The organism is Flavobacterium sp. DSP2-3-1 (assembly GCF_049896865.1).
Classification (GTDB): domain Bacteria; phylum Bacteroidota; class Bacteroidia; order Flavobacteriales; family Flavobacteriaceae; genus Flavobacterium.
Map to the genome: position 1 here is coordinate 108116 of NZ_JAFCVD010000005.1, position 21305 is coordinate 129420.

The window sequence follows — 21305 nt, forward strand, 5'->3', positions numbered from 1 at the left end:
AATAAGTTTACTTCACATTTTAAAAGGATTTCACAATGAAAAAAAATATAATGATTTTGTTTCTTTTCATAGGAACATTAAGCTACTCTCAAAATTGGGAGACGAATTTTGAAGAGGCAAAAGCACAGTCAATTTTAGAAAACAAAAACATTCTACTTGTGTTTTCAGGATCAGACTGGTGTGCACCTTGTATTAAATTAGAAAATACGATTTGGAAATCAGAAGATTTTAAAAAAGAATCAAAACAGAAATGGGTGCTTTATAAAGCTGATTTTCCCAAGAAAAAAGCAAATATGTTATCCGCTGAATTGACTGCGAGCAATAAAAAATTAGCAGAACAATACAACAAATCCGGAAATTTTCCTCTAGTGCTGTTACTGGATAAAACGGGAAGCATATTAGGAATCACTGGTTACAAAAACATAACTCCGCAAGAATACATTCAAATTATTCATTCCTTTGAAAAATTATGAAAAAAATACTCTTCATAGGTTTTTTATTCACAACGGTATTAGCAACTTCTCAAATTACGCACAAAAGAAAGCTGATGATGTTAGGAAGTCCTTTTGAGGTTACTGCTGTTGCAAATGACACTATAAAAGCCAACGAATATATTGATTTGGCTGTAGCCGAAGTAAAACGAATTGAGCATTTAATTTCCGATTGGATTCCAACTACACAAATTTCAGAAATTAACCGCAATGCGGGGATAAAACCGGTAAAAGTCGATATCGAAGTTTTTGAATTGGTCGAAAGATCTATAAAAATCTCGCAAATAACCAATGGCGCATTTGATATTTCGTATGCTTCGATGGACAAAATATGGAAATTTGATGGTTCCATGAAAGTAATGCCAACCGAAGAAGCGGTAAAGGAATCAGTGGCAAAAATTGGATACAAAAACATAATTCTAAACCCAAAAGAACAAACTGTTTTTCTTAAATTAGAAGGAATGAAATTAGGTTTGGGCGGTATTGGACAAGGTTATATTGCTGATAAAGTCAAAGATCTATTGTTTTCGAAAGGGTGTCTTTCAGGGATTATAAATGTTTCAGGCGATATTAATGTTTGGGGAAAACAACCGGATGGAAAACCTTGGACTGTAGGAATTGTAAACCCTTTGAATAAAAATAAAATTTTCGCCACTTTTCCGATAGAAGATGGCTCCGTGGAAACTTCAGGGAGTTATGAAAAATATGTTAATTTCAACGGGATCCGGTATTCTCACATTATTGATCCCAGAACAGGTTACCCGGCAAGTGGCATTGTCAGTGTCTCCGTTTTTGCCAAAAAGACAGAAATCGCGGATGCTATGGCAACGGGAATTTTTGTGCTTGGAGTAGAAGTAGGGTTGGATCTTGTTAATCAAATTAAAGGCCTAGAATGCATTATTGTTGATGATAAAGGCAAAATCCATTCTTCAAATGGAATTGACATCAAAAAATATAATTAATTAAAAACTACAGTCATGAAACAGAAAATAGCCTTTGTTTTTTTTACACTACTCGTTTTACAATCGTGCAGTTCCGTCAAAGAATATGAAAAAGAGAAAATAAATGATCCTGACATGAAGCTTTCAGCACGAACGGCGGAACGGTATGAAACGTCTTTTCAAATATATCGTGAAGCTGCTGCAGGAGCCAATGGTGGTAAATCGGGAGGTGGTTGTGGTTGCAATTAGTCAAATACATTATTCCAGATTGTAAATTTCAATCCAGTAAAAAATGAAAATAAAAATTTTATCTCTTTTTATCTTAATTACGGCAACGGCTTTTTCTCAGGAAAATAGTAAAGAACCGGTTTTCAAAAAAAGGGTATTAGAAAGTACGGAAGTTGACTTTTTAGCCAGTTATTACAATCAAGACGGATCAAAATCAGCCGTTTCTGGTGGAATTGGTTCGGAGAAACTTACCGATGTAGCTTCTAATATTGTCGTGGCAATGCCTTTGAATGATGATAATGTTTTGACTATTGATTTAGGAATATCGGCCTATTCATCAGCTTCTTCCAGTAACATAAATCCATTTAATTCCACTGGCGCTTCTGGCGGCGCAGAAAAGGGTGATTATGGTAAAATAACAGGAAATAAAGCAGTGGCCTCCGGACCTTATGGAACGCCTTGGCAAGCATCATCCGGTGCTTCAAAAAGTGATCAATTGGTTTCTGTTACGGCTAATTACAGTCACAGCAGCGACTCTAGAAATTTTATATGGAATGCAGATGTTTCTTTTTCGAATGAATACGATTATACTTCTGTTGGTTTTGGTGGAGGAATTGCAAGTCTCTTCAATGAAAAAAACACGGAACTGAGCTTGAAAGTAAATGCATATTTGGACCAGTGGAGACCTATTTATCCCACTGAATTGCACGAATATTCAAAATATGGTTCTAATTTTTTAAATCAAGGCTATTTTAGCGGGGTATCGGTTTTGGATCAAAACGGTGTATCCACAACAAATTATTTGCCCTCAGCGTTTCAAACAGTAAATGCGGTTAACCGAAATTCTTTCTCAGCTTCGCTAGGGTTTTCTCAGGTTTTAACCAAAAAATTACAAGTTTCCGTTTTCTTTGATGTGCTGCAACAGCAAGGATTATTATCGTCTCCTTATCACCGAATTTATTTTGCTGACAAAGCCAATTTTTACATTGGACAGCCAGAATATATTAGCAATTACGAAAGTACAAGCAACGCCGGAGTCTACAAATTAGCGGACGATATCGAAAGATTGCCCGATTCTCGTTTTAAAATTCCGGTGGGAGCGCGTTTGAACTATTACTTCAGTGACCGATTTATATTACGAACCTATTATCGTTTTTATTCTGATAACTGGGACATTCAATCGCATACCGCCAGTTTTGAGCTTCCTGTAAAAGTCTCGGATAAGTTTACTGTTTTTCCTATGTATCGCTATTACACACAAATGGCTTCAAAATATTTTGCGCCTTATGAAACGCATTTGTCAACAGAAAAGTTTTACACCTCTGATGCTGATTTAGCAACATTTGATGCGAATCAATACGGTTTTGGTGTAAATTACACCGATATTTTTACGGCGGGTAAAATTTGGAAATTTGGTTTGAAAAATATTGATTTTAGATTCAATCATTACAAACGAAGCGATAACCTGAATGCTAATATTGCTACAATTGCTTTCAAATTTGTAATGCAATAAAACCTAAATTTACAAAAACGATAAAAATGCATATACTAATTGTAGAAGATGAAGCAGGAATTATTCAATTTCTGCAACAAGGATTAGAAGAAGAAGGGTATACAATCACGGGTGCTTCTGATGGTTTAAAAGGATTTGAGTTGACTCAAAAACATAATTTTGATCTGATTTTATTGGATTGGATGTTGCCCAAAATCACCGGATTAGAACTTTGTAAATCCATTCGATTAAAAAACACTACAACTCCGATCATTTTTTTAACTGCAAAAGATACCGTTCAGGAAACAATTGAAGGTTTGAAAGCAGGTGCGAATGATTATATCAAGAAGCCCTTTAGTTTTGATGAATTAGTGGAACGCATCAAAATTCATTTCAGAAACCAAAATGTCGACGAAGTGCTGACTCTTGGCACCATCAAAATTGACACGGCGCAACATCGTGTTTTAGTAAATGAAATTCAAGTGGCATTGACCCAACGTGAATTTGAACTGTTGACTTATTTGGTAAAAAACAAAGGTAAAGTTTGCACTAGGACTCAGATTATAGAAGATGTTTGGGACATTCATTTTGAATATGACACTGGTGTAATTGATGTTTTTATGAATGCAATTCGTAAAAAATTAAATTTAAAAATTGAACAAGACTACATAAAAACAGTTCGCGGTGTAGGTTATATCGCTAATGACTAGATTAAGATGCAACAACTTTCCTTTAAAAATAGAATTGCTTTCAATTATATTGTTACCACAGCTTTATTGATTTTTGTGGTTTTTTTTATCATCTTTTCTATTGTTAAATTTAGTGTTTACAGCCATGTCAACAATGACATTACTAGTGAAGCTGAAAAACATTTCAATGAAATTGAATTTGTAGGCAACAGTTTTCATTTGATTCATGAACAGGAATGGATGGAGCGGGAGCACAATACGCTGGACGTAAATCCGGTGTTTATTCAATTTATAGATCAAAATAGCAATGTGATTGAAAAATCGCCCAATCTTAAACAATCTACTTTAACTTTTGACAAAGAGAATGCTGATAATAAACTCTTTGATACCAAATTAGTCGACAACGCGATTCGTCAAATTCAGGTTCCCATTTATAAAAAAGCAAAAATTATTGGCTACATAATAATTGCCATGTCACTGGAAGATGCTACGAGGGTGCTTGATAATATATTTGAAGTGCTGATTATTTCCTATCCCGTAATTCTTATTTTGCTGTTTTTTATCGCTCGATTTATCGCTGGAAGAAGCATAAAACCAATTAGTACCATTATCACGACTTCTAACATTATTACCAAAGATAATCTGAGGTCCCGAATTCCGTTACCGCAAAACCGTGACGAATTGTTTATTTTATCGCAAACCATCAACAATTTATTAGACCGAATAGAAACTGCCGTTGAACGAGAAAAGCAGTTCACTTCGGATGCTTCTCATGAATTAAGAACGCCATTAACGGTGATCAAAGGAACTTTGGAAGTTTTGATTCGTAAACCCAGAAACCACGCTGAATATGAAGTAAAAATTAATTTTTGTGTTACAGAAGTTAATCGCTTAAATCATTTAGTGGATCAATTGCTTTTATTGGCTCGATTTGAAAACCAAAAGCAAACCTTAAAAACGGAGAAAGTATATCTGAATGCATTATTTTTAGATACAATTGCTCGATATTCTACGGTAATACAATCAAAAAACATCACTGTTTTGACTGAATTCCTTAAAGATTATTACTTGGAAACCGACAATTATTTGTTTTCGATAGTGATCAATAATCTAATATCAAATGCGTTAAAATATTCAAATCAAAACGGAAATTTAACTGTCACCATAAAATCTATCGGTTCTAAAATTGAATGTCAGATCACTGATTCCGGAATTGGAATACCAGCTGAGGACTTAGAAAAAATATTCAACCAGTTTTATCGTTCAAAATCCAGTAATCATCCAGAAATTAAAGGAACAGGATTAGGATTGTCTATCGTAAAAAGATTGTGCTCCTTGCTCAACATTGATATTGCAATTACCAGTCAGGAACATAGCGGAACCACCGTAATTTTAAGTTTATATGAAGTGAAATGAGCCAAATTAGTGCTTTTGAATATTAATCCGAGAAATGTGGAGAGAGGAAATCTTACTTCAACAATCACTATTTTTTCTCCAATAGTGATAGATATTGTGATTATGAATGCCAATGTGGGAATGTATGTGGCGCCTTCGGATGTTACTTTAGAAATTGTTGATAAGGATCATTTACATTTAGAATTAGCTGTTTTTGAAAAAGATATTTTAAATGTTAAAATAGGACAGAAGATTCATTTTAAAGTTCCTAAAGCAACGAAAGATGTTTTTAATGCAGAAGTACATTTGGTTGGAAAATCAATTGAAGGAAATGACAGAACGATTAATGTTCATGGACATTTAGACGATGCTATACAGCAAAAGTTATTAACAGGAATGTTTGTTGAAGCTGAAATTATCATCAATTCCAAGAAAGGTTTGGCGATTCCTTCTGAAGCAATGATAACTGAAAATAACAAAAATTTCGTACTTTTATTGGATAATAAAAAAAATGGATATTCATTCAAGAAAATAAGCGTTACTGTAGGCGAAAAATCTGAAAATTTCGTCGAAATACTTCCGAGTGTAATCATTAATGCTTCTTCAAAAATTTTGACAAAGGGTGTTTTCGATTTGGCTAATTACAAAACAGTAAATAAAATGGACCTGAATAAATTAAAAGATCAATTGCAAACAGAGGTTGATACTGCCTTTTTGTATGATAGTATTGCTGCCATTCAGTCCGACGATACGCTGACACGAGTATTGCGTAGTCTGAGTGAAATCGAAAAAGGACATGCGAAACATATGTTTGATAAAGTTTTGACTCTGGAGCCAAATTACACAATGCCTTTGCCTTCTACAAGAGCAAAATTTCAATTGAAGTTGGGCAAAATCTTTGGTTATACTTCTATTATTAGTAACCTTGCGAGTATAGAAAAGCAGTTTGCGGTAAATTCAATCAAGAATAAAATCAAAAGCGGGGAAAAACCAACAGGTTTTGAGCACAATCATCTAAATATTATTGAAGCCGTAAACAATAATGCCGCCTTGAATGTTTCCGGCGGGTTTTTGTCAAAATTTGAAAGCAGACACAAATCAGTGGGCGGAAACGCGTTGCGAGCTGCCGTTTTAGGTTCTAATGACGGATTGGTTTCGAATTTGAGTTTAGTAATGGGCGTTGCCGGAGCAGCCGTTTCTAATGATACAATATTGTTAACGGGGATTGCAGGACTTTTGGCAGGAGCAATTTCAATGGCTTTGGGCGAATGGCTTTCAGTGCAAAGTTCAAGAGAATTAAACCAGCGCCAAATTGAGTTGGAAACCGAAGAATTAGAAGCTTCACCCGAAGAAGAGAAAAAAGAATTGGTATTGCTGTATCAAGCCAAAGGAATGAATGCTGTCGAAGCACAGAAATTAGCTGACAAAGCCTTTGAAAATCCTCAAACGGCAATTGATGCTATTATCACAGAGGAATTGGGAATAGACAAAGAAGAATTAGGTGGTTCGGCCTGGGAAGCGGCAATAGCTTCATTCGTACTTTTTGCTATTGGAGCGATTATTCCATTGTATCCATTTATGTTTTTAGATGGAAAAAATGCCATTTTATTAAGTGTCGGAAGTAGTGTGGTTGGGCTTTTTGGTATTGGCGCCGCAATAACATTATTGACCGGAAAAAGCGTTTTATTTTCCGGATTTAGACAAGTTTCTTTTGGATTAGTCGCCGCAGCTGTAACTTATGGAATAGGTTCCGTAATCGGGGTTTCATTGGCGGGATAAAATAATTAATGTACGAGAACATATTAAACTTTAAATAAAAAAATTATGAATGATGCTCATTTACACATGGTTGTAAACCATTTTCCAATTATCGGAACCTTTTTTGGAATTGGAATTTTAATTACAGGAATATTTTTAAATAACAATTCCGTAAAAAATACTGCTTACATTCTATTTATTGTAGCAGCTATTTTTGGTGCATTCAGTATGGGAACTGGCGAGGGAGCAGAGGAAATGGTGGAAGATTTTCCAAATATAGGCAAAGCAATCATCCATGAACATGAAGAATTAGCAGAGAAATTTGCTTTAGTACTTTACGTAACCGGAGGTTTTGCTTTAATTTCATTAATAGCCTCTGTAAAAAAGTTCCGACCGGCCAAAATATTTTCATTTATTACGCTTGTTTTAGCATTGGTAGGTGGAATTATGGCTATAAATGTTGGGACTTCGGGAGGAGAAATTCGTCATACTGAAATTAGAGAAAATAATGCTGTTTCGGCTCCGGTGAATGGGAATCCATCTGCTGAAAAAATATATGATAAAGAAGACAAATAATATTCATTTAACAAAAATTAGTATTAATGTTAAAATAAAAATTGCTTTGTAAATAATTTATCTCTTATATTTGCAAAAGAATTAAAATAAATTATCCAAAAATGTTTACAAATCAATTGCATCATCATCATTTTCATTATTGCTCTCAAGCGATGTGTTAATGATATGTGTGTAAATCATCATATTCTAAAAACCCGTTTGAGTACATCAAACGGGTTTTTTATTACCCATCATTTGTACTCAATCAAAATATTTTAAACAAAAAAAAAAACAAAACAAAATGAGTACATTAAAAATTGCAATTCAAAAATCAGGACGTTTAAACGAAGACAGCATTCAAATTCTAAAAGATGCTGGTATTTCAATAGATAACGGTATCGACCAATTAAAAGCCGAAGCGTCAAATTTTCCTTTAGAGGTTTTATATTTAAGAAATTCAGATATTCCTCAATATTTGATAGATGGAGTTGTAGATATTGCGATTGTTGGCGATAATTTATTAGTTGAAAAAGGAAACAGTATTGAAGTAATTCAAAAATTAGGTTTTTCAAAATGTAAAGTTTCCGTTGCTGTACCAAAAGCATTTAATTACAAATCCGTTCAAGATTTAGACGGTATGCGTATTGCAACTTCTTATCCTAAAACAGTGCTAGATTTTTTTAGTTCTAAAGGGGTGACAGTCGATATACACCAGATATCAGGTTCGGTTGAAATTGCTCCAAATATAGGTTTGGCCGATGCGATTGTTGACATTGTTTCGAGCGGGAGTACTTTGTTTAAAAATAATCTAAAAGAAGTTGAAGTTATATTTAAAAGTGAAGCGGTTTTGGCTGTTTCTCCGAAAGTAAGTCCTGAATCCCAAAAAATAATTGATACGTTAAAATTCAGAATCGAATCCGTTTTAAGAGCACGAAAATCGAAGTATATCCTGATGAATGTTCCAAATGACAAAATTGATGCTGTTGGAAAAATTCTTCCGGTATTAAGAAGTTTAACCGTTTTGCCTTTGGCACAAGAGGGATGGAGTAGCGTTCACTCTGTTATCGACAAGGACAGTTTTTGGGATGTAATTGATCAATTGAAAGAAGCTGGAGCTGAAGGGATTTTAATTTGTCCAATTGAGAAAATGGTACTTTAAGAATTTTAAATTATAAGTTATGAATTATGAGTTTAAAAACGTAATAATTCTATTATTTAATCTTTGAATAAAATTATAAATGAATAAAATATACAATCCAAAACCAGAAACGTGGTCCTCAATTTTAGAGCGACCTACCAAAACTGTGGATGACATTGAAGCCACTGTAAAAGAAATTTTTAATGAAGTTCAAAAGAAAGGAGACACAGCTGTCGCGAAATATACGTCACTTTTTGATGGTGCCAAAATCGATTCTATTGAAGTTACTAAAGCTGAAATTGACCAAGCAATCGCATCAATTTCTACCGACTTAAAAGAAGCGATTGCTCTCGCAAAATCAAATATTAAAAAATTCCATATTGCTCAAAAAACGGAAAGAGTAACTGTAGAAACAATCGAAGGAGTAAAGTGCTGGCAGGAAAAAAGACCAATTCAAAAGATAGGATTGTATATTCCGGGAGGAACTGCACCTTTATTTTCCACAGTTTTGATGTTGGCTGTTCCTGCGGAAATTGCTGGATGTAATGAAATTGTTTTGTGTTCGCCACCGGATAAAAACGGAAATATAAATCCAGCTATTTTGTATGCTGCAAATTTATGTGGTGTGACTAAAATATTAAAAGTAGGAGGAATTCAGGCTATTGCCGGAATGACTTTTGGGACAGAAACAATTCCGAAAGTGTATAAAATTTTTGGACCGGGAAATCAATTTGTGACCGTGGCTAAACAATTAGCAACACAATTTGGCGTAGCAATCGATATGCCGGCAGGTCCATCAGAATTATTAATTATTGCTGACGATACTGCAATTCCGGCGTTTGTAGCTTCGGATTTATTGTCACAGGCTGAACATGGAGCAGACAGTCAGGTAATTTTAGTTTCTACTTCCAAAAAATTAATTGATGCTGTCGAGGCTGAAATCCAAATCCAAATGGAAACATTGCCAAGAAAAGCCATTGCTGAAAAAGCGATTGCCAATTCTAAATTAATTTTTGTCGAAAATGATAAAATTGCTTTGGATTTAATCAACGAATACGGACCGGAACACTTTATTATTTGTTCAGAATTTGATGATTTTTACAGCAATGGTGTTCAAAATGCGGGTTCTGTATTCATAGGAAATTATACCCCTGAAAGTGCCGGTGATTATGCTTCAGGAACGAATCATACTCTGCCTACAAACGGTTACGCCAAGAATTATAGCGGCGTAAATTTGGATAGTTTTACGAAAACGATGACTTTTCAAAAAATAACTGAAAAAGGAATACAAAATATAGGTAAAGCTATTGAAATCATGGCAGAAGCGGAAGGACTGCAAGCACACAAAAATGCAGTTACATTACGATTAAAAGCGATTCAAGATGGAAAATAATTTCGATATAAATAATTTAGTCAGAGAAAACGTTAAACGAATGAAACCGTATTCTACGGCTCGTGATGAATTTAAGGATTTCGACATTGCAGATATGATTTTTCTGGATGCCAATGAAAATCCGTTTGAAAATGGTGTAAACCGTTATCCGGATCCGCAACAAATAAGTGTAAAAGAGGTTTTGGTAAAACAAAAATCTGTTAAAACGGATCAAATTTTATTAGGGAACGGAAGCGATGAAGTGTTGGATTTGTTATTTCGGGCTTTTTGTGAACCAAAAAAAGATAATGTAATTACTTTGCCACCAACTTACGGAATGTATGGCGTTTTGGCTAATATCAATGCAGTTGAAAATCGAGAAGTTTTGCTTTCGGATGATTTCCAACCTCAAATTGAAAAAATTATAGAAGCTGTCGATGAACAAACTAAAATTATCTTCTTGTGTTCGCCAAATAATCCAAGCGGGAATTCCTTTTCGGATGAAAGTGTCGCATATCTTTTGCAAAACTTCAAAGGTCTGGTTGTAATTGATGAAGCTTATATTGATTTTTCGAAGAAAGATAGCTGGAGTAATGAATTAGATGAATATCCAAACTTAATTATCACCCAAACATTATCAAAAGCGTATGGTCTGGCCGGCATTAGATTGGGAGTTTGTTATGCGTCTGCGGAAATAATTTCGGTCTTAAACAAAATAAAACCACCGTATAATGTCAATGAACTGACTCAAAAAAGAGCAATCGAACGATTAGGTGATACAGAAAAAATAAAAGCTGAGATTGAATCAATAATAGCACAACGAGAAAAATTACTTAAGGAATTACTTGATGTGAACTTTGTCGAAAAAATTTATCCTACAGAAGCCAATTTTATTTTGGTAAAAGTGGATGATGCTAACAAAAGGTATGATGAATTGATTGCGAAAGGTATTGTAATTCGGAACCGTACAACCCAACCGCTATGTGACAATTGTTTGCGTTTTACTGTTGGAACTGCACAAGAAAACATGAAATTAATAGTAGCTTTGAAAGAAATGAATTAACCTGAACTGATATAAAATGAAAAAATTAATTTTTACCTTCATTGTTACTTTGTTTTTTGCTTCGCTTGCTTCTGCGCAGGACACTACCAACGTTGCAACTGGCAAAATTTATTTTTTGCGTTCTACAGATTTTCAGGGTTCAGCAGTTGCTTTTAAAACTTTTGTAAATGGTGCTTTTGTGTGCAAATTGAATAATAAAAATTACTCCGTACATGAAGTTGCTGTAGGAAAGCATAATTATTTTGTTAAAGGTGGCAGAAAGAAGCCAGGCGAAAGTGCTGAAAAATTTGTAATTTAAGTTGAGCCAGGTAAAATAACTTATGTGCAACTTGTATTTGAAACCGGGATATTGATAAACAATGTATACTGTGAAGAAGTAACTGAAAATACAGCTAAACATAAGATGGTCGAGATGACCGAGGATAGCAAATGTTTTCAATATTTAAAATAGAGAGTGGTTGCTTAGCGTGAGGGATAGCAGTGGAGCTCTTTTTAGAGCAGAGGAACGAGGCTGTAAAAAAGCGGGAACGTATAGCCCGACCCACAGGGACACGCCCAAAAAGATTTGATTATTCATACAAGAACAAAATAATAGACAAATAGCTAATTTAAAATAGCATAGCGCATCGTAATTAAATGAAGAAAATACTTTTTATAGACCGTGACGGAACAATGGTTTTGGAACCAAATGATTATCAGTTAGACAGTTTCGAAAAATTAGAATTTTATCCAAACGCCTTTCAATATTTAGCTAAAATAGCTCAAGAATTGGATTTCGAATTGGTAATGGTTACCAATCAAGATGGTTTGGGAACGGATTCTCATCCCGAAATCAACTTTTGGCCAGTTCATAATTTTATTATGAAATCGTTTGAAAATGAAGGAGTTGTTTTCAAAGAAGTGTTTATTGACAAAACTTTTCCATACCAAAATGCACCGACTCGCAAACCTGCAACTGGAATGTTGACACAATATATTGACAATCCGGAATATGATTTAGCAAATTCATTCGTAATTGGAGACAGAATAACAGATGTTGAATTAGCAAAAAACTTAGGTTCAAAAGCGATTTTTATTGATACAAATGAAGCTTTGGGAGGAGATGAGATTTCTTCAAAAAGAGGAGAATTGGACTTCGTTATTGCTTTGCAAACTACCGATTGGAAAGTAATTTATGAGTTTTTGAAATTAGAGGAACGTTCCGCCTCCATCGAAAGGAAAACGAACGAAACGGATATTTATATCAAGTTAAACCTTGACGGAACCGGAAAAAGTAAAATTGAAACCGGCATTGCTTTCTTTGACCACATGCTTGACCAAATCGCACGTCACGGACAAATGGACTTAGAAGTTCTTGTAAAAGGAGATTTAGAAGTCGATGAACATCATACGATTGAAGATACAGCAATTGCATTGGGCGAAGTTTTTGCAAAAGCATTGGGAAATAAATTAGGAATAGAACGTTACGGTTTTTGTTTGCCAATGGACGACTGTTTAGCACAAGTGGCAATTGATTTTGGAGGCAGAAACTGGCTGGTTTGGGAAACCGAATTCAAACGGGAGATGGTTGGTAAAATGCCTACGGAAATGTTTTATCATTTCTTCAAATCATTCTCGGATGGCGCCAAAGCCAACATTAATATCAAAGCAGAAGGTACAAATGAGCATCACAAGATTGAAGCCATCTTTAAAGCTTTTGCAAAAGCGATAAAAGTGGCAGTAAAACGTGACACGGAAAAGATGATTTTGCCTTCGACAAAAGGAATGCTTTAAAAAATTATGAATTATAAATTATGAATTATTGGGCGTTACGTCTAAAATAAAACTTGATTTATTAATGGTTGAAAAAGATGAAAATTGTAATCATAAATTACGGAGTAGGAAATATTCAAAGCATAAAATTTGCTATTGAAAGATTAGGTTTTGAGGCTGTCTTGAGTAATGATTGGAAAGAAATTAAGGCTGCGGACCGGGTGATATTTCCCGGTGTTGGCGAAGCTAGTTTTGCGATGAAAATGCTTATTGACAGTGGTCTTGATGTATTAATCCCAACTTTAAAACAACCCGTTTTAGGGATTTGTCTGGGCATGCAATTGATGTGCAACAAATCGGAGGAAGGAAACACAACGGGTTTAGGTATTTTTGATGTTGATGTGATTAAATTTACGCCAAAAGTAAAAGTACCTCAAATGGGCTGGAATCAAATTTACAACTTGAAATCACTTTTATTCAAAGAAATTAATGAAAACGAACACATGTATTTAGTACATAGTTTTTATGTGCCAATTTGTCTCGAAGCCATTGCAACAACTAATTATGAAGTTGAGTATGCATCAGCTCTTCAAAAAAATAATTTCTACGGAACACAATTTCACCCAGAGAAAAGTGGTGACGTTGGAGAACAAATTTTGGGTAATTTTTTAAAATTATAAATTAGGTTATGTCTTTATGACTTTTGACTTTTACACTTTAAGACTTAAATAAATGAGAATAATACCTGCAATAGATATCATAGACGGAAAATGTGTTCGCTTGTCAAAAGGCGATTACAATACCAAAATTATATACAATGAAAATCCGCTTGAAGTGGCCAAATCATTTGAAGCACACGGAATCGAATATTTGCACTTGGTTGATTTAGATGGAGCGAAGTCAAGCCAAATTGTCAATTATAAGATATTGGAACAAATTGCTTCTCAAACCAAACTGAAAATTGATTTTGGTGGTGGATTAAAATCGGATTCCGACATAAAAATCGCTTTTGAAAGTGGTGCGAATCAAATTACTGGTGGAAGCATTGCCGTTAAAAATAGAGAACTATTCGAAAAATGGATTGCGCAATATGGTTCGGATAAAATTATTTTGGGGGCAGATGCTAATAATGAAAAGGTAGCAGTTTCTGGTTGGTTAGAAGATTCGAATGAAGATTTAATTCCGTTTATACAAGAGTATCAAAATAAAGGAATTGAATATGTTATTTGTACGGATATCGCCAAAGACGGTATGCTTGAAGGACCTTCTTTTGAATTATACGATAAAATTTTGGGGGAATCCAACGGCATAAAATTGATTGCTTCAGGAGGAATCTCAACTTTTGATGAATTGCCAAGGCTAGCCGAATTAGGTTGTGAAGGAACAATAATCGGAAAAGCAATTTATGAAGGACGAATTTCGTTGAAACAATTGGAACAGTTTATAATTAGTAAATAGTCAAATTCAGAGCATAAATTATGATAACTTGTTACGTAAAATATATTATTGACCCTTTTCAATTGGATATTTTTGAAGAGTATGGTAAAAGATGGATTAAATTAGTTAACCGTTTTGGTGGACAGCATCATGGTTATTTTTTGCCGTCTGAAGGAGCAAATAACGTTGCATTTGCAATGTTTTCGTTTGCTAGTTTATCCGAATATGAAAATTACAGAAGACTAATTTTAGAAGATCAAGAATGTATCGAAACGTTCAAAATTGCAGAAGATTCAAGATGTATTTTAAGTTATGAACGAACTTTTTTGCGCCCAGTATTTGAATAATAAGACTTTTAACAACAAACAGATATGCTTACAAAAAGAATTATACCCTGTCTTGATATAAAAAACGGAAGAACCGTAAAAGGTGTTAATTTTGTGGACTTACGTGACGCAGGAGATCCGGTAGAATTAGCCAAAATATATTCGGATGAAGGCGCGGACGAATTAGTCTTTCTGGATATTTCTGCAACAGAAGAAAGAAGAAAAACCTTGATTGAATTAGTACGGAAGGTTGCTTCAACGATTAATATTCCTTTTACCGTTGGTGGTGGAATTTCTTCTATTTTGGATGTAGAAATATTGCTTCAAAACGGAGCTGATAAGGTTTCCATCAATTCATCAGCGGTTAAAAATCCGCAATTGATTAATGATTTGGCACAGAAATTTGGAAGCCAGTGTATTGTTGTCGCTATTGATGCCAAACAGATAGATGGAGAATGGATTGTGCATTTAATGGGAGGGAAAATACCAACTGAATTGAATTTATTTGATTGGGCCAAAGAAGTGGAGCAAAGAGGCGCAGGCGAAATTCTGTTTACCTCAATGGACAATGACGGAACTAAAAATGGCTTTGCAAATGAAGCTTTGGCCAAACTTTCTAAATTGGTTAATATTCCAATAATTGCTTCTGGTGGCGCAGGAAACATTCAACATTTTAAAGACACTTTTCTGGTCGGAAAAGCCGATGCAGCATTGGCGGCAAGCGTATTTCATTTTAAAGAAATTGAAATCAAAACATTAAAAAAAGCGCTTAAAAACAATAATATCGAAGTACGAATTTAATTTTTTTTTGACTTTAATACATTAGACTAAAAATATGAACATAGATTTCTCAAAAAATACTGACGGATTAATTCCTGCTATCATTCAAGACAGTGAAACCAAAACGGTTTTGATGTTGGGTTTCATGAATGCTGAAGCATACCAAAAAACAGTTGACACTCAAAAAGTAACATTTTACAGTCGAACTAAACAGAGACTTTGGACAAAAGGGGAGGAAAGTGGAAATTTTCTGAATTTGATTAACATCAAAAACGATTGCGATAATGATACGTTATTGATACAAGTAAAACCAGAAGGACCAACGTGTCACAACGGAACTGATACGTGTTGGGCTGACGAAAATAAATCCGATTATGGGTTTCTGACGGCGTTAGAAGATACTATTCAACTTCGAAAAGAAAATGCGGATTCCGAAAAAAGTTATGTGGCTTCGTTGTTTAAATTGGGAATGAACAAAATTGCACAGAAAGTAGGCGAGGAAGCGATTGAAGTGGTTATAGAGGCCAAAGATGATAACGATGATTTGTTTTTAAGCGAAAGTGCTGATTTGCTTTTTCATTATCTTATTTTATTGCAAGCCAAAGGTTTTAAATTAGATGATGTTGTTGCTGTTTTGAAAAGTCGCCAGAAGAAAAAATAGTTTATTTAATTTTCATTTAGAAAACTCAATAGGAAATTCATTTGCTATTGGGTTTTTTTTTCTTTTATTTCCAATGGCAATCCACTATATTTACTATAATTTATAATAAAAGAAGCGCATGCACGCACTGAATACAGATAATACCACCTTTAATCCAGATGTAAACGATTCCATAATTAATACAGGACTACACATAATTCTGACAACTGACGAAGATGATTCTCGACCGGTTTATATTTCAGGAAATTTTAATAATTGGCGCACACAGGACAAAGAATTTGTAATGCAAAAGATTGGAAATGGTTCGTATCATTACAAATTCCCTCATGACTTTGATTATCCTAAGGTGCTTTTGTATAAATTTACAAAAGGGGATTGGAGTGAAGTTGAAATTGACAGTCATGGAAATCGTACCGAAAATCGTTCAGCATTAGCGTATACTGGCGTACAAAATGAACATGTTGCCAGATGGAGGAAAAACTGGTTGCCTTACAAACAATCGTATTTGCCACAAGTTCAGTTGATATCAGATGAATTTAAAATCCCGCAACTTAATAAAATCAGGAAAATTTGGGCACTTTTACCACATGATTACGATAATTCTAGTGAGAGTTATCCGGTAATGTATTTGCAGGATGCCCAAAATTTATTCAATGAAACAGCCGAATTTGGAAACTGGGAAATTGACAAAAAACTGGCAGTCATGTCCGAGTATAAAATTGGAAAAATTATAATTATTGCTGTTGAACACGCTGAGGAAGATCGTATAAAAGAATATAATGTAGGAAAAACAGTTTTAGGAAAAGGACAAGGAAAGAAATACATCCGTTTTGTGACTGATACGCTAAAACCTTATGTAGACAGTAATTTTAGAACCAAAAAAGAACGTGAATTCACAGGAATAGGAGGAAGTTCGATGGGCGGATTAATCAGTATTTTTAGTGGTCTCAGAAATCCCGAAACATTTGGTAAACTGATGATTTTTTCACCATCACTTTGGGTGGTTCCGGAATTGAAAATTGATGCAAGGAAAGTAAATACGACCGATACTAAAATTTATTTATATGCTGGCGGTGATGAAAGTAAAACGATGATTGAGCACGTCAAAAAGTTTCAGGATGATTTAATTTCCAGCCACTTTATAGAAGATAGATCCCAAATTAATTTAAGTATTAACAGGCAGGGAAAACACAGCGAAACATATTGGAGTGATGAATTTCCAAAAGCAATTGAGTGGTTATTTTTTAATACAAAAGATTCGTAGAGACACAATTTATTGCAACTCAATTTTAAGAATAAAGCATTCACAGTAACATTAAATTTAATCAAAAAGCTTTAAAAATTAAAGAAAATGACAACAAGAACAGTAACAAATTTAGATAGTTTTTCAGGTACAATTTTGATTCCGGTTTTTGAAACCTATTCAAAAAGTATTGTTCCCATTGCATTTAATGGATTGGAAATTGCTTCTAACGTTTTTTTTGGAAAAAAAGACACACATTACTTAGCCGAAAAAAATGACAATACTTATGTCTTTATTGGTTTGGGAAAAACAATTGATTACAAATCTTTAAAGACTACTTTTAGACGTATTTCATCGAAACAAAAAGAAAATTTCAGTTCGAATGTTGCTTTAGTTATACCGGAACAATGTATTGAAGAACAGATTGAAGCGATGGTGTCCGGTTTGCTTCTGGGAACGTATAATTTGGGTCATTTTAAATCTGAAAAAGAAATACATCCTTTTTTAAATCCTGAATTCACATTGACTTTGGTAAGTGAGAATGATTATTTGGCTGCAGCCAAAAAAGGAATTAAAATTGCAAAAGCACAATTGAGTACTTTTAATTTGGTCGATTTGCCACCAAATACAATCAATCCGAAATACTTAGCGAATTGGGCCAAAGAAACGGGAGAAAAATACGGATTTGATGTAGAAGTTCTCGGGTCTGAAGCTTCAAAAATAGTTGGTCTCGGCGCATTTTTAGCAGTTGGAAAAGGAAGTGAAAATGAACCACAGTTTATTATCATGAATTACACTCCCGTAGCTGAAGTTAAGCAGATGAAACACGTTGGACTTGTTGGAAAAGGAATCACATTTGATACTGGTGGAATAAATATAAAAACAGCCGGAATGGTTCACATGAAATGTGATATGGCCGGTGGTGGCGCAGTTTTTGGCGCGATGCAACTGATCGCTGATTTACAATTACCTGTAAAAGTAACTGCAATTGTTCCTTGTGCTGAAAATGCAGTGGATGGCAAATCATTTTTACCAAGCGACGTAATTCACAGTTACAGCGGGCATTCTATAGAAATTATTGATACGGATGCTGAAGGGCGACTTATTTTAGCAGATGGATTATCGTATTTAATTAAAAATTTCAAACCAGAATATATTGTTGATATTGCTACACTTACCGGAAGCAGCGTGGCTACTCTTGGTTATGAATGTGGTGCTTTGTTTACCAATAATGAAGAAATGGCGAAGAAATTGCAACAAAACGGAGATGCAATTGGAGAACGTTTATGGCCTTTACCACTTTGGGATGTATATAAATCAGATATTGAAAGTGATATTGCCGATGTGAAAAATTATAGCGGAAAAGCAGTTGCGGGAGCCATAAGTGCTGCCAAATTTTTAGAATATTTTACTCAGGAACACAAATCTTGGGCGCATCTGGATGTTGCAGGAGTGGCATTTGGAGATGATGAATTTGCTAAAAGTAAGCACGCAACAGCCTTTGGTGTTCATTTATTGACTAAATTCATTGAAAATTTATAACCAATGGAAAACTCTAAAACCTTTCTTTGCATTTCAAATTATTTCAAAGGTGCCGATTTTTTAATTAATTTAAAAAAGTTAGGCAACAAAGTCTATTTAGTGACGAGTGAAAAACTGAAGGATAAACCGTGGCCCCATCAACATATTGATGAGATTTTCTATATGGAAGGTCAGGACGTCGATTGGAATTTAGAACATCTTTTGTTAGGTGTTGGGAATTTCATGAAGTCCACAAAAATTGATGCCATTGTAGCTCTGGATGATTATGACGTGGAAAAAGCAACATATCTAAGGGAAAATCTCCGTATCGACGGAATGGGACAAACCACAGGACGTTATTTTAGAGATAAACTCGCCATGCGTATGAGAGCCAAAAGCTGTGGCATACCCATTCCTGCTTTTTGTTCGTTATTTAACGATCATGACATTAATACTTTTGCTGAAACTATTGAAGCTCCATGGGTTTTAAAACCTCGTTCCGAAGCTTCGGTAACAGGAATTATAAAAATACATGACAAAGAGAGTTTGTGGATTCATATTAATGAAATGGGGAATAATAGATTTAAATATTTATTGGAACAATTCAAACCGGGCGATGTGTATCATTGCGATAGTTTAATTTCGGACAGTAAAGTGATCTTTAGTTTGACTTCAAAATATTTATCCACACCAATGGAAATTTCTCAGGATGGTGGTGTTTTCCGTTCGGCAAATATTAAATACAATTCAGAAGATGATATCGCGATAAAAAAGTTAAATGAACAAGTGATGAAAGGCTTTGGTTTGAAATATGGAGCCGCTCATACTGAATTTATTAAAAGTAATGAAGATGGTCAAATTTATTTTCTGGAAACATCTTCACGCGTGGGAGGAGCACATTTAGCAGAGATGGTTGCCGAAGCTTCCAATATTAATTTATGGAAGGAGTGGGCAGCAATTGAAAACGGATTAGTAAAAGCGGATAAATATGTTTTGCCAAAAGTAAAAAAAGGGTATGCCGGAATCGTTCTGACGTTGTCAAAATTCCAGCACCCTAATTTATCATCTTTTTCAGATCCTGAAGTTTGCTTTAAAGTGCCATTGGAATATCATGCAGGATTAATTGTAAAATCAGATAATCAGCAGCGTGTTTTAGAACTTTTAGAAGATTATGGCAATCGTTTAGCCAATGATTTCACAGCTGTGGTAGAACAAATAAAAATAACAAATTTGCATTAAATGCTTTTGCCGAATTAAAAATAGCGATTGTTTCAATAGAAATAGTCGCTTTTTTATTTAAAGTTTAGTTAAAGTACAACGACACAGTTTTTTATATCTTCGTTGGAATTTTAATATTAAATAATTACTTCCATTTCTACATCAAATGAAAAAAATAATATTTCTTTTTAGTTTTTTAGGATTTATAAGTTGTAAATCGTTTGATCAAATAAGTCAAATTGAAACTCAAAAACCGATTCAAAATGAATATTTTACTGTTGCTTTCGGTTCCTGCGACGACCAAAAAATTAAAAATGAACTTTGGCCAGCGATAGATGAAAATCATCCTTCTGTTTGGATTTGGGGAGGCGATAATGTGTATTCCGATACATCAGACATGCATTTTCTTAAAAATAATTATGATATTCAGAAACAAGATTCTGATTATCTCAAATTTATTAAAGACAAAATCGTTTTAGGAACGTGGGACGATCACGATTTTGGTGTGAATGACGGCGGGGAAGAATATCCTTTTAAAAGAAAAAGTCAACAGTTATTATTAGATTTTTTAGGAACTTCAAAAAAGGCTCCGGAACGAAAAAGAGACGGAATTTATACTGCAAAAACCATTGTTGTTGATGGAAATAAAGTCAAAATAATTGTATTGGATTCTCGTTTTTTTAGAACAGCACTTACAAAAGCGACCGATTCAAAAAAGCGTTTTCAACCCAATAAATATGGTGAAGGAACAGTATTGGGAAAGGCACAATGGAATTGGCTAAAGAAAGAACTTAGAAATTCCGATGCTCAATTTAACGTCATAGTAAGCAGTATTCAGTTTTTATCCGATAAACATGGTTTTGAAGCCTGGGGAAATTTCCCTCATGAAATAGAAAAATTAGAGCAATTAATAATTTCCACCAAAGCTCAAGGTACTTTTATAATATCGGGAGATCGTCATATTGCTACATTTTCTGCCAAAAATGTTGCTAAATTAGCGTATCCGTTAATAGATTTTACCTCGAGTGGATTGACACATACTTATACTACTTTTTCTGGTGAAGAAAATCCTTATGTCAAAGGAGAAGTGATAAAAGATATCAATTTTGGATTATTAAAATTTGACTTTAAAAACAATAAGGTAATTATGGAAATTAGAGGAAAACAAAATAAATTGCTTCAAGAATATGTTCAGATATATCCCGGAAAATAAATTTAAGGAATTTTATTTCTATAATTTGAAGG

The 21305-nt window shown here is 34.2% G+C and carries 22 protein-coding genes; all 22 read left to right on the forward strand.

All coding sequences use genetic code 11. The annotated features are described in order from the left end of the window. Positions 1 to 35 precede the first annotated feature (35 nt). Complete coding sequence (locus ACP7AT_RS07425) at positions 36 to 473, forward strand: thioredoxin family protein (RefSeq protein ID WP_426063706.1); 438 nt, start codon at positions 36 to 38, stop codon at positions 471 to 473. Continuing rightward, a complete protein-coding gene (locus ACP7AT_RS07430) occupies positions 470 to 1453 on the forward strand; it encodes an FAD:protein FMN transferase (RefSeq protein ID WP_426063707.1) in 984 nt (327 codons plus the stop codon). Before ACP7AT_RS07425 ends, ACP7AT_RS07430 begins: the two co-directional genes overlap by 4 nt. Positions 1454 to 1468: 15 nt before the next feature. Next, complete coding sequence (locus ACP7AT_RS07435) at positions 1469 to 1681, forward strand: DUF4266 domain-containing protein (protein ID WP_426063708.1); 213 nt, start codon at positions 1469 to 1471, stop codon at positions 1679 to 1681. 43 nt (positions 1682 to 1724) lie between these two features. After that, the gene (locus ACP7AT_RS07440; protein ID WP_426063709.1) at positions 1725 to 3173 is read left to right on the forward strand and encodes a DUF3570 domain-containing protein; all 1449 of its coding nucleotides are present in this window, start codon (positions 1725 to 1727) and stop codon (positions 3171 to 3173) included. 26 nt (positions 3174 to 3199) lie between these two features. Beyond that, positions 3200 to 3862, forward strand: a complete 663-nt coding sequence (locus ACP7AT_RS07445; protein ID WP_426063710.1) for a response regulator transcription factor — start codon at positions 3200 to 3202, stop codon at positions 3860 to 3862. Positions 3863 to 3868: 6 nt separating this feature from the next. After that, complete coding sequence (locus ACP7AT_RS07450) at positions 3869 to 5257, forward strand: sensor histidine kinase (protein ID WP_426063711.1); 1389 nt, start codon at positions 3869 to 3871, stop codon at positions 5255 to 5257. 15 nt (positions 5258 to 5272) lie between these two features. Continuing rightward, positions 5273 to 7015 (forward strand): HlyD family efflux transporter periplasmic adaptor subunit, encoded by a 1743-nt coding sequence (locus ACP7AT_RS07455; RefSeq protein WP_426063712.1) that lies wholly within the window; start codon positions 5273 to 5275, stop codon positions 7013 to 7015. A 45-nt stretch (positions 7016 to 7060) separates the two neighbouring features. Next, entirely contained in the window at positions 7061 to 7570 is a 510-nt protein-coding gene (locus ACP7AT_RS07460) for a hypothetical protein (RefSeq protein ID WP_426063713.1), read from the forward strand. Positions 7571 to 7850: 280 nt separating this feature from the next. Beyond that, on the forward strand, positions 7851 to 8708 hold the full coding sequence (hisG, locus tag ACP7AT_RS07465) for an ATP phosphoribosyltransferase (RefSeq protein ID WP_426063714.1): 858 nt from the start codon (positions 7851 to 7853) through the stop codon (positions 8706 to 8708). A gap of 79 nt (positions 8709 to 8787) precedes the next feature. Beyond that, positions 8788 to 10080 carry a histidinol dehydrogenase gene (hisD, locus tag ACP7AT_RS07470; protein WP_426063715.1) on the forward strand — a complete coding sequence of 431 codons (1293 nt, stop codon included), beginning with the start codon at positions 8788 to 8790 and terminating at the stop codon, positions 10078 to 10080. Continuing rightward, positions 10070 to 11122, forward strand: coding sequence for a histidinol-phosphate transaminase (gene hisC, locus ACP7AT_RS07475; RefSeq protein ID WP_426063716.1), 1053 nt, complete (start codon positions 10070 to 10072; stop codon positions 11120 to 11122). Before hisD ends, hisC begins: the two co-directional genes overlap by 11 nt. A 16-nt stretch (positions 11123 to 11138) precedes the next feature. Further along, positions 11139 to 11420: a hypothetical protein gene (locus ACP7AT_RS07480; protein ID WP_426063717.1), complete on the forward strand. Its 282-nt coding sequence runs from the start codon at positions 11139 to 11141 to the stop codon at positions 11418 to 11420. A gap of 338 nt (positions 11421 to 11758) precedes the next feature. Beyond that, positions 11759 to 12895, forward strand: coding sequence for a bifunctional histidinol-phosphatase/imidazoleglycerol-phosphate dehydratase HisB (gene hisB / locus ACP7AT_RS07485; RefSeq protein ID WP_426063718.1), 1137 nt, complete (start codon positions 11759 to 11761; stop codon positions 12893 to 12895). A 77-nt stretch (positions 12896 to 12972) separates the two neighbouring features. After that, positions 12973 to 13554, forward strand: a complete 582-nt coding sequence (gene hisH, locus ACP7AT_RS07490) for an imidazole glycerol phosphate synthase subunit HisH (RefSeq protein ID WP_426063719.1) — start codon at positions 12973 to 12975, stop codon at positions 13552 to 13554. 52 nt (positions 13555 to 13606) lie between these two features. Beyond that, a complete protein-coding gene (hisA, locus tag ACP7AT_RS07495) occupies positions 13607 to 14332 on the forward strand; it encodes a 1-(5-phosphoribosyl)-5-[(5-phosphoribosylamino)methylideneamino]imidazole-4-carboxamide isomerase (protein ID WP_426063720.1) in 726 nt (241 codons plus the stop codon). A 20-nt stretch (positions 14333 to 14352) separates the two neighbouring features. Beyond that, positions 14353 to 14658 (forward strand): NIPSNAP family protein, encoded by a 306-nt coding sequence (locus ACP7AT_RS07500; protein ID WP_426063721.1) that lies wholly within the window; start codon positions 14353 to 14355, stop codon positions 14656 to 14658. Positions 14659 to 14682: 24 nt separating this feature from the next. After that, positions 14683 to 15438 (forward strand): imidazole glycerol phosphate synthase subunit HisF, encoded by a 756-nt coding sequence (hisF, locus tag ACP7AT_RS07505; RefSeq protein ID WP_426063722.1) that lies wholly within the window; start codon positions 14683 to 14685, stop codon positions 15436 to 15438. A gap of 34 nt (positions 15439 to 15472) precedes the next feature. Then, the gene (gene hisIE, locus ACP7AT_RS07510; RefSeq protein WP_426063723.1) at positions 15473 to 16078 is read left to right on the forward strand and encodes a bifunctional phosphoribosyl-AMP cyclohydrolase/phosphoribosyl-ATP diphosphatase HisIE; all 606 of its coding nucleotides are present in this window, start codon (positions 15473 to 15475) and stop codon (positions 16076 to 16078) included. Between the two features lie 118 nt (positions 16079 to 16196). Continuing rightward, the gene (locus ACP7AT_RS07515; RefSeq protein ID WP_426063724.1) at positions 16197 to 17342 is read left to right on the forward strand and encodes an alpha/beta hydrolase; all 1146 of its coding nucleotides are present in this window, start codon (positions 16197 to 16199) and stop codon (positions 17340 to 17342) included. 87 nt (positions 17343 to 17429) lie between these two features. After that, complete coding sequence (locus ACP7AT_RS07520) at positions 17430 to 18863, forward strand: leucyl aminopeptidase family protein (RefSeq protein ID WP_426063725.1); 1434 nt, start codon at positions 17430 to 17432, stop codon at positions 18861 to 18863. Positions 18864 to 18866: 3 nt separating this feature from the next. Next, positions 18867 to 20081: an ATP-grasp domain-containing protein gene (locus ACP7AT_RS07525; protein WP_426063726.1), complete on the forward strand. Its 1215-nt coding sequence runs from the start codon at positions 18867 to 18869 to the stop codon at positions 20079 to 20081. Positions 20082 to 20226: 145 nt separating this feature from the next. Then, entirely contained in the window at positions 20227 to 21273 is a 1047-nt protein-coding gene (locus tag ACP7AT_RS07530) for an alkaline phosphatase D family protein (protein ID WP_426063727.1), read from the forward strand. Positions 21274 to 21305 lie beyond the last annotated feature (32 nt).